The 14,233-nt window shown below is 59.3% G+C and carries 12 protein-coding genes and 2 pseudogenes; 11 read left to right on the top strand and 3 right to left on the bottom strand.

Annotated features, from left to right (window positions below):
* The first annotated feature begins 161 nt into the window (after positions 1-161).
* The 4 genes and pseudogenes from ACRESJ_RS34830 to ACRESJ_RS34815 all read left to right on the top strand — a co-directional run bounded on the left by ACRESJ_RS34830 (position 162) and on the right by ACRESJ_RS34815 (position 4,369).
* Positions 162-557, top strand: a complete 396-nt coding sequence (locus ACRESJ_RS34830; protein ID WP_431761940.1) for a YbaN family protein — start codon at positions 162-164, stop codon at positions 555-557.
* Positions 558-764: 207 nt separating this feature from the next.
* Positions 765-2,045: pseudogene (locus ACRESJ_RS34825) on the top strand (HAMP domain-containing protein); the annotation flags it as partial.
* A gap of 102 nt (positions 2,046-2,147) precedes the next feature.
* Positions 2,148-2,903: a methyl-accepting chemotaxis protein gene (locus ACRESJ_RS34820; RefSeq protein WP_431761941.1), complete on the top strand. Its 756-nt coding sequence runs from the start codon at positions 2,148-2,150 to the stop codon at positions 2,901-2,903.
* Between the two features lie 116 nt (positions 2,904-3,019).
* On the top strand, positions 3,020-4,369 hold the full coding sequence (locus ACRESJ_RS34815) for a CoA transferase (protein ID WP_431761939.1): 1,350 nt from the start codon (positions 3,020-3,022) through the stop codon (positions 4,367-4,369).
* A 135-nt stretch (positions 4,370-4,504) separates the two neighbouring features.
* Here ACRESJ_RS34815 and ACRESJ_RS34810 read toward each other — a convergent pair.
* Both ACRESJ_RS34810 and arcD (ACRESJ_RS34805) read right to left on the bottom strand, forming a co-directional pair.
* Positions 4,505-4,950: pseudogene (locus ACRESJ_RS34810) on the bottom strand (AlkA N-terminal domain-containing protein).
* Entirely contained in the window at positions 4,947-6,374 is a 1,428-nt protein-coding gene (gene arcD, locus ACRESJ_RS34805; RefSeq protein WP_431761938.1) for an arginine-ornithine antiporter, read from the bottom strand. The pseudogene ACRESJ_RS34810 and the gene arcD (ACRESJ_RS34805) overlap by 4 nt, the downstream one beginning before the upstream one ends.
* Positions 6,375-6,798: 424 nt before the next feature.
* Between arcD (ACRESJ_RS34805) and arcD (ACRESJ_RS34800) the strand changes: the two genes are divergently transcribed.
* The 5 genes from arcD (ACRESJ_RS34800) (at position 6,799) to ACRESJ_RS34780 (ending at position 12,055) form a co-directional block, all read left to right on the top strand.
* Positions 6,799-8,226 carry an arginine-ornithine antiporter gene (gene arcD / locus ACRESJ_RS34800; protein ID WP_431761937.1) on the top strand — a complete coding sequence of 476 codons (1,428 nt, stop codon included), beginning with the start codon at positions 6,799-6,801 and terminating at the stop codon, positions 8,224-8,226.
* Between the two features lie 52 nt (positions 8,227-8,278).
* Positions 8,279-9,535 carry an arginine deiminase gene (arcA, locus tag ACRESJ_RS34795; RefSeq protein ID WP_431761936.1) on the top strand — a complete coding sequence of 419 codons (1,257 nt, stop codon included), beginning with the start codon at positions 8,279-8,281 and terminating at the stop codon, positions 9,533-9,535.
* A gap of 72 nt (positions 9,536-9,607) precedes the next feature.
* Positions 9,608-10,618 carry an ornithine carbamoyltransferase gene (locus ACRESJ_RS34790; protein ID WP_431761935.1) on the top strand — a complete coding sequence of 337 codons (1,011 nt, stop codon included), beginning with the start codon at positions 9,608-9,610 and terminating at the stop codon, positions 10,616-10,618.
* Positions 10,619-10,750: 132 nt separating this feature from the next.
* Entirely contained in the window at positions 10,751-11,680 is a 930-nt protein-coding gene (gene arcC / locus ACRESJ_RS34785; RefSeq protein WP_431761934.1) for a carbamate kinase, read from the top strand.
* A 12-nt stretch (positions 11,681-11,692) separates the two neighbouring features.
* A complete protein-coding gene (locus ACRESJ_RS34780) occupies positions 11,693-12,055 on the top strand; it encodes a DUF5064 family protein (protein WP_431761933.1) in 363 nt (120 codons plus the stop codon).
* A gap of 201 nt (positions 12,056-12,256) precedes the next feature.
* Here the strand turns inward: ACRESJ_RS34780 and ACRESJ_RS34775 are convergent, their stop codons facing one another.
* On the bottom strand, positions 12,257-13,069 hold the full coding sequence (locus ACRESJ_RS34775; RefSeq protein ID WP_431761932.1) for a cupin domain-containing protein: 813 nt from the start codon (positions 13,067-13,069) through the stop codon (positions 12,257-12,259).
* A 133-nt stretch (positions 13,070-13,202) separates the two neighbouring features.
* On the opposite strand from ACRESJ_RS34775, the gene ACRESJ_RS34770 reads away from it, so the two are divergent.
* Together ACRESJ_RS34770 and grxC are read left to right on the top strand one after the other, a co-directional pair.
* Positions 13,203-13,721 carry a carboxymuconolactone decarboxylase family protein gene (locus tag ACRESJ_RS34770; RefSeq protein WP_431761931.1) on the top strand — a complete coding sequence of 173 codons (519 nt, stop codon included), beginning with the start codon at positions 13,203-13,205 and terminating at the stop codon, positions 13,719-13,721.
* A gap of 26 nt (positions 13,722-13,747) precedes the next feature.
* A complete protein-coding gene (gene grxC / locus ACRESJ_RS34765; protein WP_431761930.1) occupies positions 13,748-13,999 on the top strand; it encodes a glutaredoxin 3 in 252 nt (83 codons plus the stop codon).
* Positions 14,000-14,233 lie beyond the last annotated feature (234 nt).

Below are 14,233 nucleotides of genomic sequence, written 5' to 3'. Positions count from 1 at the left end.
ATCCTGAATGGTCGCGGCGTCTACAGGTTTTTCGCGAGCAAGCTCGCTCCTACAGAGACCTTTTTCGCTTAACTGACTGGCATTAGGGCAAGCCCGCTCCCACAGGGGCCGAGCAAGCCCGAAGGTTTCCGATCCTGTCTTAGGCGAACTTCCCAGAGCCCATGCCTCAACCAGCCACTTCAAAACTCGCCCGCCTCCTCTTCGGCCTGCTCGCCTACATCAGCCTGGGCATCGGCCTGATCGCCATCGTCATCCCCGGCTTGCCAACCACCGAGTTCATCCTCCTGGCCGCCTGGGCGGCGACCAAAAGCTCGCCACGATTGAGTGCCTGGCTGGAAAACCATCGGCTCTTCGGTCCCATCCTCCATAACTGGCGCAACGGCAAAATCATTGCGCGCCGGGCCAAAGTCAGCGCCACGGTCAGCATGCTGCTGTGCGCCACACTGATGCTGATGATGCTCGACCACGGCTGGCCGATCTACCTGGCGATAACCGGCATGCTACTGGGCAATCTATGGATCTGGTCGCGCCCGGAATCCAACCTGCACCCCTCCTGAAACAGTCGGCGATTTTCCCCGTTTTTAATCCGGTTTTCGGCACATTTTTCCGCGCAAACGGTCAACCACTACCGTTCGTCGGACTCCCATTCATGCAACTGCGCACCCCGCCGAAGTGCAATGAATGGCGTTAAAAAGATTTGACGTGTCGAGCCGCAAGGGCTCGCAGCCCAAAAAAATAATAATCACCACTCGCGAGTTCGCCCCATGTTCGACTCACTCTCCATCCGCCTGAAAATTGTCCTGCTCTCCGGTCTGTGCCTGCTGGGGGTGGTCGGCTTGATTGTCGGCATGAACATCCACCAGACCAATGAAAACGATGCACTGGTCAACGACTCCAGCAGCACAATGCTCACCGACAGTGTGCAGAACCTGCTCCAGGCCAAGGCTGCCGAACAAGCGGTGCGGGTGCAGAAGACCTTCGGTGAAACCCTGACCGTGGTGACCGCCCTGGCGGATCAGATCAAGGACATGCGCAACCTGGCCGCCAAGCGTTCGCTTGAAGCCGGCGCGCTGCGCGAGGAATTGAACCAGAGCCTGAAGACAGCTTTCGAGCGCAACAGCAAAGTGCTGGGGATCTGGCTGGCATTCGAGCCCAATGGCCTGGATGGCAAGGACAGCGAATTCGTCAACGACGCGGCCCGCCAATCCAACGAAGCCGGTCGGTTCGCCACGTACTGGAGCCGTGCTGGGGGTGAAGCGCTCAACACGATCATGGTCGAAGAGGACATGACCAAAACCACCCTCAATCTCAGCGGCACGCCGTACAACGTCTGGTACACCTGCCCACGCGACAATAAACGCACCTGCCTGCTCGATCCGTACGCCGATACCGTCGGCGGCAAGGAAGTGTTGATGACCACCATTTCCGTACCGCTGCTGGTGGATGGCAAATCCATCGGCGTGGTCGGTATCGACATCGCTCTGGACGCACTGCAAGCAGCGGCGGTCGACTCCCAGCGCGAACTGTTCAACAGCGCCGGACACATGTTGATCGTTTCCGGCACTGGCGTGATGGCGGCCTATAGCGCCGACGCCGGCAAAGTGGGCAAAAGCATCGGCGATACCCTGGGCGCAGAGGGCAAGGACGTCCTGCAATTGCTCGGCGCCGGCGCACCAAAGATCCTCCAACAGGGCGACGTGATCCGTGCGGTGTACCCGGTCAGTCCGATTGCCGACTCCAAGGCTTGGGGCGTGGTCATCGACCTACCCAAGCAGGTGTTGCTCGCGGACTCGGTGAAACTCCAAGCGGTGCTTGATGACGCACAGCAAAGCGGGACGATCAAAGCGCTGGGCGTGGCGATCATCGCCGGCCTTATCGGCCTGCTGTTGATCTGGCTCACCGCTTCGGGCGTCACCCGTCCGATCAACAGCGTCGCGCAAATGCTCAAGGCGATTGCCAGCGGCGATGGTGACCTGACTCAGCGCCTGCACTACAGCAAAAACGATGAGCTGGGCGAACTGGTCAGTTGGTTCAACCGCTTTCTCGACAAGCTGCAACCGACCATTGCGCAGATCAAACAAAGCATCACCGATGCCCGCGGCACGGCGGACCAGTCTTCTGAAATCGCCCGGCAGACCAGTGAAGGCATGCAGGTACAGTTCCGCGAAATCGACCAGGTGGCCACCGCCTCCAACGAAATGAGCGCCACCGCCCACGATGTCGCCAACAGCGCATCGAATGCAGCCAGTGCCGCCAAGGGTGCCGATCAGTCGGCCCGCGATGGCATGCAGATCATCGAGCGCAGCACCCGCGACATCAATCAACTGGCCGACGAAGTCAGCAAGGCCGTGAGTGAAGTGGAGGCGCTGGCGGTGAACAGCGAACAGATCGGTTCGGTACTGGAAGTGATCCGCAGCATCGCCGAACAAACCAACCTGCTGGCGCTCAACGCGGCGATTGAGGCGGCCCGGGCCGGTGAAAGCGGTCGCGGCTTTGCGGTGGTGGCCGATGAAGTGCGCAACCTGGCCAAGCGCACCCAGGACTCGGTGGAAGAAATCCGCCAGGTGATCGAACGTATCCAGAGCGGCACCCGTGGCGTGGTCGCCACCATGCATTCGAGCCAGACCCAGGCCCACAGCAACGCCGGGCAGATCCAGCAAGCCGTGCAGGCCCTGGGCAAGATCAGCGATGCCGTCACCGTGATCAGCGACATGAACCTGCAGATCGCCAGCGCCGCCGAACAGCAAAGCGCAGTGGCCGAAGAGGACAACCGCAACGTCTCGGCGATCCGCACCGTCACCGAAACCTTGACCGGCCAGGCCACCGAATCGGCGCAAATCAGCAGCCAGCTCAACTCGCTGACCACCCAACAGATGAAACTGATGGATCAGTTCCGCGTGTAGCCCATAAAAGATCGCAGCCTGCGGCAGCTCCTACAGGGTCCAGTGTAGGAGCTGCCGCAGGCTGCGATCTTTTGATCTTTATGCTCTATTCTGCCCTCTCCTCTGGAGGGCCTTTGATGACTGATTTACTCACGTCCATTCAAGCCGCACTCGGCTTGCTGCATTCGCCGATCCCGTTTACTTCCACTGGCGCCCTGCCCTCGGCATTTGCCGTCACGGAGCTGGCCTGTGCCAGCATCGCGGTTGCCGGCCAGGCCGTCAGCCAACTGTTGCACCAGCAAACCGGACGCTTGCCGGGACTCGAAGTTGACCGACGCCTGGCCTCGTTCTGGTTCTCGACGTCTATCCGCCCAATGGGCTGGAGCGTTCCGCCGCTGTGGGACCCCATTGCCGGTGACTACGCCGCCAAGGATGGCTGGATCCGTCTGCACACCAACGCCCCCCATCACCGTGCTGCGGCTGAGTCCGTGCTGGGCGCTTGTGCCGACCGAGCGGCGATGGCGAGCAAAGTCGCGCAATGGGCCAAGAGCGACCTGGAGCAGGCCGTCGTCGATGCCGGTGGTTGTGCGGCTGAAATGCGCAGCTGGGAACAGTGGCAGGCTCATCCGCAAGGTCAAGCCGTCAATGCCGAACCCTTGATTCAGTTTGCCCAACACGGCCGCCAGCACGCCTTGTTGTGGCAAGGCTCGGTTGCTCAACCACTGGCGGGCATCAAAGTACTGGACTTGACCCGCGTGCTCGCAGGGCCTGTTGCCAGCCGTTTTCTCGCAGGGCTTGGCGCGGATGTGTTGCGTATCGACCCACCGACCTGGAACGAGCCGGGTGTCGTGCCCGAGATGACACTGGGCAAACGCTGTGCGCGTCTGGATTTGAACGACAAGGCCGATCGCAGCATTTTCGAAAACCTGCTCAAGGACGCCGACATCGTGCTTCATGGTTATCGCGCCGATGCCTTGCAGCACTTGGGTTACTCAAGCACTGAACGTCAAAGACTGGCTCCCGGCCTGATCGACGTTTGCCTGAACGCCTACGGCTGGAGCGGCCCGTGGCAAAATCGCCGCGGCTTCGACAGCCTGGTGCAGATGAGCAGCGGCATCGCCGACGCCGGCATGCGCTGCAAGCGCGCGGACAAGCCGACACCATTACCCGTACAAGCCCTCGATCACGCCACCGGGTATTTGATGGCGGCCAGTGCAATCACGTTGCTGGCTGAACGTTTGAACAGCGGGAAAACCGGATCGGCGCGGCTGTCGCTGGCGCGCACGGCGAAGTTGTTGATCGAAAACGGTCGCGGGGACGATGCGCCGCTGCGGGCCGAGGATGAGCACGATCAAGGCATGCTGGTTGAGCAAACGCCATGGGGCGCAGCGCATCGCTTGCACGTGCCGCTGAAGATCACCGGCACGCCGGTGCAATGGAAGCTTGCAGCGTGCAAACTGGGTTCACATCGCGCGCAGTGGTGGTGACTGTTAATCAGTCATCGCGGGCAAGCCCGCTCCCACAAGATCTTCTGTGGGTGCAGATGGTCGTGACGACACCCATCCTGTGGGAGCTGGCTTGCCAGCGATGGGGCCCGCACAGGCAACAAAGAACAAGTCAGCTCAGTCCACCCGACTCAACGAAGTCCATAGCAACTGCGCCGCATACCCCCGATAGGGCCGCCACGCCTCAGCCCGCGCCAACAGCTGCCGCGCCGTCACCGGCCCACCTTCCAATGTCGCCAAGGCATTGATCAACCCCACGTCCCCAGTCGTAAAACCATCCATCTCGCGCAACTGTCGCAGGGCAATGTACTGCGCCGTCCAGCTCCCAATCCCGTACAACGCCAGCAATCGCGCCACGCCTCCTTCACGACCCGGCTCGAACAGCAAAGGGTCATCGAGCAACGCTTGAGCCAAGCCTGGGTGCCGTGAACGCCATTCAAGCCGATGCTGCGCGAGTACACGCCGTCAGCCACCGTTTCCATGCCCGCGATCGCCCGCGCCGACAAAAAGCCCAGCATCGCCGACCAGTCGTAGGGCGGCTCGAACGCCAGCAACAACCTCACAGCCTCAATACGCCGCTGTACAACCCATACGCCGCCAGACCCGCACCACAGAGCACACAGGTAAAAATGCCTTTTTCCAAAGATGTGAAAACAGGCATGCCTTGCTCATACCTGGCCTTGGCAAAGAGGATCACCCCCGGCGCATAGAGCAACGCCGAGAGCAGCAGATATTTCAAACCGCCGGCATACAGCAACCACACCGCGTAGCAAAGGGCTACGCCGCCGATCAGAAGATCCTTGGTGCGTTCGGCGGAGGCGTGTTCATAGGTTTCACCACGCCCGCTCAACAACACCGCATAAGCCGCCGACCACAAATAAGGCACCAGAATCATCGACGAAGCGAGGTAGATCAGGCTGGTGTAGGTGCCTGCGGAAAACAGCGTGATCAGCAAGAAAAGCTGAATCATCACATTGGTCATCCACAGCGCATTGACCGGCACATGGTTGGCGTTTTCCTTGGTCAGGAACGCTGGCATGGTCTTGTCCTTGGCCGTGGCAAAGAGGATCTCGGCACACAGCAGCGCCCAGGACAACAAGGCGCCCAACAGCGAAATCGCCAGACCGACACTGATCAGCAACGCCCCCCACGGGCCAACGATATGTTCCAGCACCGCCGCCAGCGACGGGTTCTGCAAGGTGGCCAGCTCCGCTTGGCTCATGATGCCCAGCGACAGCACGTTGACCAGTACCAGCAACGCCAGCACCCCGAGAAATCCAATGACCGTGGCCCGCCCCACGTCTGAACGTTTCTCCGCGCGCGCCGAGTAAACACTCGCGCCCTCGATGCCGATGAACACGAACACGGTCACCAGCATCATGTTGCGCACCTGGTCCATCACGCTGCCGAAACTCGGGTTGCTGCGCCCCCAGATGTCCCGACTGAAGACGTCGGCCTCGAAAGCCACCGCAGCGATCACGATGAACATGATCAACGGCACGATCTTGGCCACCGTCGTCAGCAGGTTGATGAATGCAGCCTCTTTGATGCCGCGCATCACCACGAAATGCACCGTCCACAACAGCACTGATGCACAGGCGATGGCGGTCGGTGTATTGCCTTCACCGAAAACAGGAAAGAAAAAACCCAGGGTGCTGAACAGCAGCACGAAGTATCCGACGTTGCCCAGCCAGGCACTGATCCAGTAGCCCCAGGCCGAGGAGAACCCCATGTAATCGCCGAAACCGGCCTTGGCGTAGGCATACACGCCCGAGTCGAGTTCCGGCTTGCGATTGGCCAGGGTCTGGAAGACAAAAGCGAGGGTGAGCATGCCGACGGCGGTAATGGCCCAACCTATCAAGATCGCACCGGCATCGGCCTGGGCCGCCATGTTCTGCGGCAAGGAAAAGATCCCGCCACCAACCATCGACCCCACGACAAGGGCGATCAGCGCGCTCAGGCGAAGCTTGTTCGTCGATTGCGACATTCCTGTTGCGCCTCCAATGGCCTGAAAAAATCCGGGGGAATAACCACCCATCAACTAGTGGCTAAAGCGTAATAACGATTACTGGAGAACGCCAATTTACGCCCCTAACTAAAAGTTCAAAAAATCTTGCCCTATATAAAAAATTGGTTTAACCGACAATTTTGATAAAGCGAATATTTACAGAAAATCACCCTGAAAATTTGCGTCTTAAAGGAAACGAACTAGCTTGATAAACCAGACAACACGATCTATTCCCAGATCAAAACAGGAAGCCTCTAGGACGCAGGATTTCTGAAGTCGGCCGGTGTTTGGAACAGCCGTAAAGCCGTTTTTTGAATATGGGCATGCAGTGATCTATGTCAGCTGATTGAGCAGTAAACAGAACTACGCTGTGAACCCTCTTCACCTGCAATGGAGTCATGCAATGTCTGAAGCTCCCGGAAAACTGCGTCTTGGTGCATTGGTCGCCCTGGTCGTCGGCTCGATGATCGGTGGCGGGATTTTTTCTCTGCCACAGAACATGGCAGCCAGTGCTGACGTCGGCGCCATCCTGATTGGTTGGGCCATCACCGCCGTCGGCATGCTCACCCTCGCCTTTGTCTTCCAGACCCTCGCCAACCGTAAACCTGACCTGGATGGCGGGGTGTACGCCTACGCCAAGGCCGGTTTCGGTGACTACATGGGTTTTTCTTCAGCCTGGGGCTACTGGATCAGCGCCTGGCTGGGTAACGTCGGTTATTTCGTGTTGCTGTTCAGCACCCTCGGTTACTTCTTCCCGATTTTTGGTGAAGGCAACACGGTCGCGGCGGTGATTGGCGCCTCCGTACTGCTCTGGGCCGTTCACCTGCTCGTATTGCGCGGGATCAAGGAAGCCGCGTTCATCAACATGGTGACCACGGTGGCCAAGATCGTGCCGCTGGTGTTGTTCATGCTGATTGCTCTGTTCGCTTTCAAACTGGACATTTTCACCGCCGACATCTGGGGCATGAAAAACCCGGACCTGGGCAGTGTGATGAACCAGGTGCGCAGAATGATGCTGGTCACCGTGTGGGTGTTCATCGGCATCGAAGGCGCAAGTATCTTCTCGGCCCGTGCGGAAAAACGCAGTGACGTGGGTAAGGCCACGGTGATCGGCTTCATCACCGTGCTGCTGTTCCTGGTGCTGGTCAACGTGCTGTCGCTGGGCATCATGACCCAACCGGAACTGGCCAAACTGCAAAACCCATCGATGGCCGCCGTCCTGGAACACGTGGTTGGCAAGTGGGGTGCGGTGCTGATCAGTGTCGGCCTGATCATTTCCCTGCTCGGTGCGCTTCTGTCCTGGGTGCTGCTGTGTGCGGAGATCATGTTCGCCGCCGCCAAGGACCACACCATGCCGGCGTTTCTGCGCAAGGAAAACGCCAACAACGTGCCGGTCAACGCGCTGTGGCTGACCAACGCCATGGTCCAGGTGTTCCTGATCATCACGCTGTTTTCGGCCAGTACCTACCTGTCGCTGATCTACCTCGCCACCGCGATGATCCTGGTGCCTTACCTGTGGTCGGCGGCCTATGCCCTGCTCCTGGCGGTGCGCGGCGAAACCTACGAAGGCTCGGCAGGTGAGCGCCAGAAGGATCTCATCATTGGCGCCATCGCATTGATCTACGCGGTCTGGCTGCTGTACGCCGGCGGCATCAAATACCTGCTGCTTTCGGCTCTGCTCTACGCCCCCGGCGTCATCCTGTTCGCCAAGGCCAAACTGGAACTCAACAAACCTGTTTTCACCCACGTCGAGAAGCTGCTTTTCGCTGCGGTAGTCGTTGGCGCTCTGGTGGCGGCCTACGGTCTCTACGACGGCTTCCTGACTCTTTAGCTCCTGTTCCTGGAAGCACAACCCTGTTTTTGTCATCTGGAGGTTTACTGAAATGACCACGGAAAAAGTTAAGTACGGCGTCCATTCCGAAGCCGGCAAACTGCGAAAAGTCATGGTTTGCTCCCCCGGCCTTGCCCATCAGCGGCTGACCCCGAACAACTGTGACGAACTGCTATTCGACGATGTGTTGTGGGTGGCCCAGGCCAAGCGTGACCATTTCGATTTCGTCACCAAGATGCGTGAGCGCGGGATCGATGTGGTGGAAATGCACAACCTGCTGACGGACATCGTCGCCATCCCCGAAGCGCTCGACTGGATTCTGTCGCGCAAGATCACCCCCGATACCGTCGGTGTGGGCTTGATCAACGAAGTGGATTCCTGGCTGCGCAGCCTGGAGCCCCGCCATATCGCCGAGTTCCTGATCGGTGGTGTCTCGGGCGATGACCTGCCGGACGCGTTCGGCGGCAAGGCGATCCAGATGTTCCGCGACTTCCTCGGCAACTCCAGCTTCCTGATACCACCGCTGCCGAACACTCAATTCACCCGCGACACCACCTGCTGGATCTACGGTGGCGTGACCCTCAACCCGATGTACTGGCCGGCGCGTCGTCAGGAAACCCTGCTGACCACCGCCATCTATAAATTCCACCCGCAATTCACCAACGCCGACTTCCAGATCTGGTACGGCGACCCGGACAAGGATCACGGCGCTTCTACCCTCGAAGGCGGCGACGTGATGCCGATCGGTAACGGCGTGGTTCTGATCGGCATGGGCGAACGCTCGTCGCGCCAGGCCATTGGCCAACTGGCGATCAACCTGTTCAAAAACAAGGCCGTGGAAAAAGTGGTCGTTGCCGGCCTGCCCAAATCCCGTGCGGCGATGCACCTGGACACCGTGTTCAGCTTCTGCGACCGCGACCTGGTGACGATCTTCCCCGAAGTGGTGAACCAGATCGTCGCCTTCACCCTGACCCCGGACGAAAGCAAACCTGGCGGCATCGACATCCGTCGGGAAAAAACCAACTTCCTCGATACCGTCGCCGCGGCCCTTAACCTCAAGGCCCTGCGCGTCGTACAAACCGGCGGCAACAGCTTCGCCGCCGAGCGCGAACAGTGGGACGACGGCAACAACGTGGTGGCCGTGGAACCGGGCGTGGTCATCGGCTACGACCGCAACACCTACACCAACACCCTGCTGCGCAAGGCCGGGGTGGAAGTCATCACCATCAGCGCTGGCGAGCTCGGTCGCGGTCGCGGCGGCGGTCACTGCATGACCTGCCCGATCATCCGCGATCCGATCGACTACTAACCCACTAGCCTTGGCCGCCGCTGCCACGGCATGCGCGGCCAAGGGGATAACCGACACCTTAGGAGATCCAAAATGGCGTTCAATATTCATAACCGCAATCTGCTGAGCCTGGAACATCACACGCCTCGCGAATTGCGTTACCTGCTCGACCTGTCCCGCGATCTCAAGCGCGCCAAGTACACCGGCACCGAACAGCAACACCTCAAAGGCAACAACATCGCGCTGATCTTCGAAAAAACCTCGACCCGCACCCGCTGTGCGTTCGAAGTCGCGGCCTATGACCAAGGTGCCAATGTCACCTACATCGACCCCAACTCCTCGCAGATCGGTCACAAGGAAAGCATGAAGGACACCGCCCGCGTGCTTGGGCGTATGTACGACGCGATCGAATACCGGGGCTTCAAACAGGAAATCGTCGAGGAACTGGCCAAGTTCGCCGGCGTACCGGTGTTCAACGGCCTGACCGATGAATATCACCCGACGCAAATGATTGCCGACGTGCTGACCATGCGTGAAAACGCCGACAAACCGATCCACGAAATCAGCTATGCCTACCTGGGCGATGCGCGCAACAACATGGGCAATTCGCTGCTGCTGATTGGCGCCAAGCTCGGCATGGACGTGCGCATCTGTGCGCCGAAAGCGCTGTGGCCGGCAGACGATCTGGTGGCCCGCTGCAAACAGTACGGTGAAGAAAGCGGTGCCCGCATCACCCTCACCGAAGACCCGAAAGCCGCCGTCAAAGGGGTGGACTTCATCCACACCGACGTTTGGGTGTCCATGGGTGAACCGGTCGAAGCCTGGGCCGAGCGCATCCAGCAACTGCTGCCGTATCAGGTCAACGCCGAATTGATGAAAGCCACCGGCAACCCACGCACCAAGTTCATGCACTGCCTGCCGGCCTTCCACAACAGCGACACCAAAGTCGGCAAGCAGATTGCCGAGCAATACCCGCACCTGAAAAACGGCATCGAAGTGACCGATGACGTATTCGAATCCCCGGCCTGCATCGCCTTCGAGCAAGCGGAAAACCGCATGCACACCATCAAGGCGATTCTGGTGTCGACACTGGCTGACCTATAACGACTGACCACTGACCTGTAGGAGCTGCCGCAAGCTGCGATCTTTTGACTTTGCTTTTTAAGATCAAGATCAAAGGATCGTAGCCTGCGGCAGCTCCTACAGGATCACCGAACCTCCAGAAGGACTTGAACCATGCGTATCGTCGTTGCTCTGGGCGGTAACGCCCTGCTTCGCCGGGGTGAACCCATGACCGCTGACAACCAGCGCGCCAATATCCGGATCGCCACCGAACAGATCGCCAAGATCCATCCCGGCAACCAATTGGTCATTGCCCACGGCAATGGCCCTCAAGTCGGCCTGCTATCGCTGCAGGCTGCTGCATACACCCCGGTGTCCCCTTATCCGCTGGACGTGCTGGGCGCCGAAACCGAAGGCATGATCGGCTACATCATCGAACAGGAACTGGGCAATCTGCTGGACTTCGAAGTGCCCTTCGCGACCCTGCTAACCCAGGTCGAAGTCGACGCCAATGACCCGGCATTCCAGAACCCCACCAAACCCATCGGCCCGGTCTATGCCAAGGCCGAAGCGGAAAAACTGGCTGCCGAAAAAGGCTGGGCCATTGCCCCGGACGGCGACAAATACCGCCGCGTGGTCGCCAGCCCCAAACCGAAACGCATCTTCGAAATCCGCCCGATCAAATGGCTGCTGGAAAAAGGCAGTATCGTGATCTGCGCCGGTGGCGGCGGCATTCCCACCATGTACACCTCACCGGGCAAGCTTGAAGGCGTCGAAGCGGTCATCGACAAAGACCTCTGCTCAGCGTTGCTGGCCGAACAGCTTGAAGGCGATTTGCTAGTGATCGCCACCGACGTCAACGCCGCCTTCATCGACTATGGCAAACCCACGCAGAAAGCCATCGCCCAGGCGCACCCGGACGAAATGGAGAAACTTGGTTTCGCCGCAGGCTCCATGGGACCGAAGGTGCAGGCAGCTTGCGAATTCGCACGCCATACTGGAAAAGTCGCGGTGATCGGTTCGCTCGCGGATATCGAAGCGATCGTCCAAGGCACGGCCGGCACGCGCATCAGCACAGCGACACCTGGCATTACGTACTTGTAAGGAGAAACGCCCATGGCACAGTTTGAGCCAGGTAAATTGCATATCGAACGTCATGCACTGACCCCGGATGATGTCAACTACAACGTGCACCTCGACTATGAAGTCAGCAAGAATGACAAAGGTGTGAAGGGTATTCAGTTCACCATGCACGGCAGCATTCAGGGCAAGGACATGTCAGAAACCTTCTTTCTGCCCAAAGAGGAGGCCTACAACTTCGCCAGGGATGTAACGAGAATCGCCGAGAAGTATGGAATTCCAAAGTCACACAGCCAGATCGGCTCAATTCACAAGCATTACGATTTGATGTTTGAGGACATCCGCGTTCAACTGAACATGAAATCCGGCGACCCGGTAAACCCCGAACATTTCGAATAACTGATTCACCACCATTCACTGTGGGAGCTAGCCTGCTAGCGATAGGGGCTTCACATTCAAAGAAGATGTCGAATGTGCCGCCGCCATCGCTAGCAGGCTAGCTCCCACACTGTTTTCGGTTGATCGCACATCCACCAGAATGCGTCGCCCATCTTCGGGCGTGGCAGCGTCGCTTACACGTTTGCACTGGATCATGTCTGTTCACCCCCTCCACTCTCGCGGGCTGACCCCGGTCTTGCGGCGAAACGCCCGGGCCAGTGCCGACGGGCTTTCATAACCCACTTCTTCGGCGATCAGCGCAATCGGTTTGCCCTCGCGCAAGCGTTTCTGCGCCAGGCTGATACGCCAGCTCACCAGGTAATCCACTGGTGCCTGCCCGACCACGCGCTTGAAATGCTCAGCGAAACTGGCGCGCGACATGTTGGCTGCCTTGGATAATTGGGCCACGCTCCAGGGCTTGCCCGGTGCGTCGTGCATGAGGTTCAACGGGCGCGCCAGGCGCGGGTCAGCGAGGCCGGCCATCATGCCCGGTTGTTGATTGCGACTGCTGAGGATATGCCGCAACAACAGGATCACCACCAGTTCGAACAGCCGGTCCATCACCGCTTCACGGCCACAAGTCCCCGCGAAAGCCTCATCGAACAGCCACTGCAATGTGCTGGCCAAGGTCGGAATTTCATCGAGCTTGAGGATCAGATAATCGGGCAATGCCGCCGCCAGCGCATTTCCCGAACCGCCATCGAAATTCAGCGACGCGCACACCAGTTGTGTGGCCGACGCTTCTGTGGCGAACAACCGATGACGATAGGGCCGGGGAAAAAAGATCAGAGTCGGCTCGGTAAGGTGCACGTCGCGCTCATCGGCCAGTTTCAGGCCGACCTCACCGGCCTGCAGCAAATGCACGTGGCCGCATGCCTGGCTGCCATCGAACGCGGTGGCGCCGCAAAACGTGCCGCTGTGGAAGGTGCCGGCGTTGACGCCGAAATGCGTGAGCAAGGTGGACAAGCGATCCATGGGAGGCTCCCGGGAGCAGTTCTGGACGATCTATCGCATATCCTCGACGATTTGCATCCAATTAACCAGCCTGAATCCATAGCATGAACTCCGTACCCAGCGCCTGTCGCGCTTGAATCCTCGGAGAATCACCATGACCCGCATTGCCCCTGTCAGTCTTGAACACACCACCGACACTACCCGCCCATTGCTGGAAGGCGTGCAGAAGAAAATCGGCTTCCTGCCCAATGTGTTCCGGGTGCTGGCCCACGCCCCTGCCGTGCTTGCCTCATACCTGCAAAACTCGGCGGCGTTGGGCAAAACGTCCCTGAGCGCCACCGAGAAGGAAGCCATCTTCCTCGCCACCTCGCAGGTCAACGGCTGCGACTACTGCCTGGCGGCGCATACGGTGTTTGCCGGTAAGGCCGGGCTCTCCAGCCAGGAAATTCGCAGTGCCCGTGAAGGTCAACTGAACGCCTATGCCCTGCTCGCCCGGCAGATCACCGAAAGCCGTGGCCACTTGACCGGCGAGCAGATCGCCGCGGCCCGCGCCGTCGGCCTCAATGACGCGAAGATCATCGAAGTGATTGCCCATGTGGCTTCGCAAACGCTGACCAACTACCTGAACAACGTCGCTCTGACCGATATCGACTTCCCGGCCATCGACGCCTGATCAATCCCGCTGCGGAGATAACGCGCATGAACACTGTGACCCTGTACACCACCGACACTTGCCCATACTGCCGCAGCGCCAAGTCACTGCTGGCCAGCAAAGGCATCGCGATGCAAGAAATCAACATTCAGCGTGAGCCCGGCAAGCTGGAGGAAATGCTCGACCGCAGCGGTCGCCGCAGCGTGCCGCAGATCTTCATCGGCGACACCCACGTCGGCGGCTTTGACGACCTGGCCAGGCTTGATCGCCAGGGTGGGTTGATGTCGATGTTGGCTTGACGTTTCTTCGGCGTTTGCGAGGCCGCCATCGCCAGCAAGCCGGCTCCTACAGATCTTGTGAACAGCGATACCCCTGTGAGAGCTGGCTTGCCAGCGAAGAGGCCCGTATTTACACCACAGATTTTTGAAACAGCTGCTCAAGGTCGCATCGAGCAAAGCCTGACGTTTCTTCTACCTTTGTGAGGACGCCATCGCCAGCAAGCCGGCTCCTACAGTTGATCTGCTTACACCCCC

Origin of the sequence: Pseudomonas sp., assembly GCF_050739655.1 — a bacterium.
Classification (GTDB): domain Bacteria; phylum Pseudomonadota; class Gammaproteobacteria; order Pseudomonadales; family Pseudomonadaceae; genus Aquipseudomonas.
The sequence above is the reverse complement of the archived record's forward strand: the minus strand, read 5'-3'. Positions and strand labels throughout refer to the sequence as shown.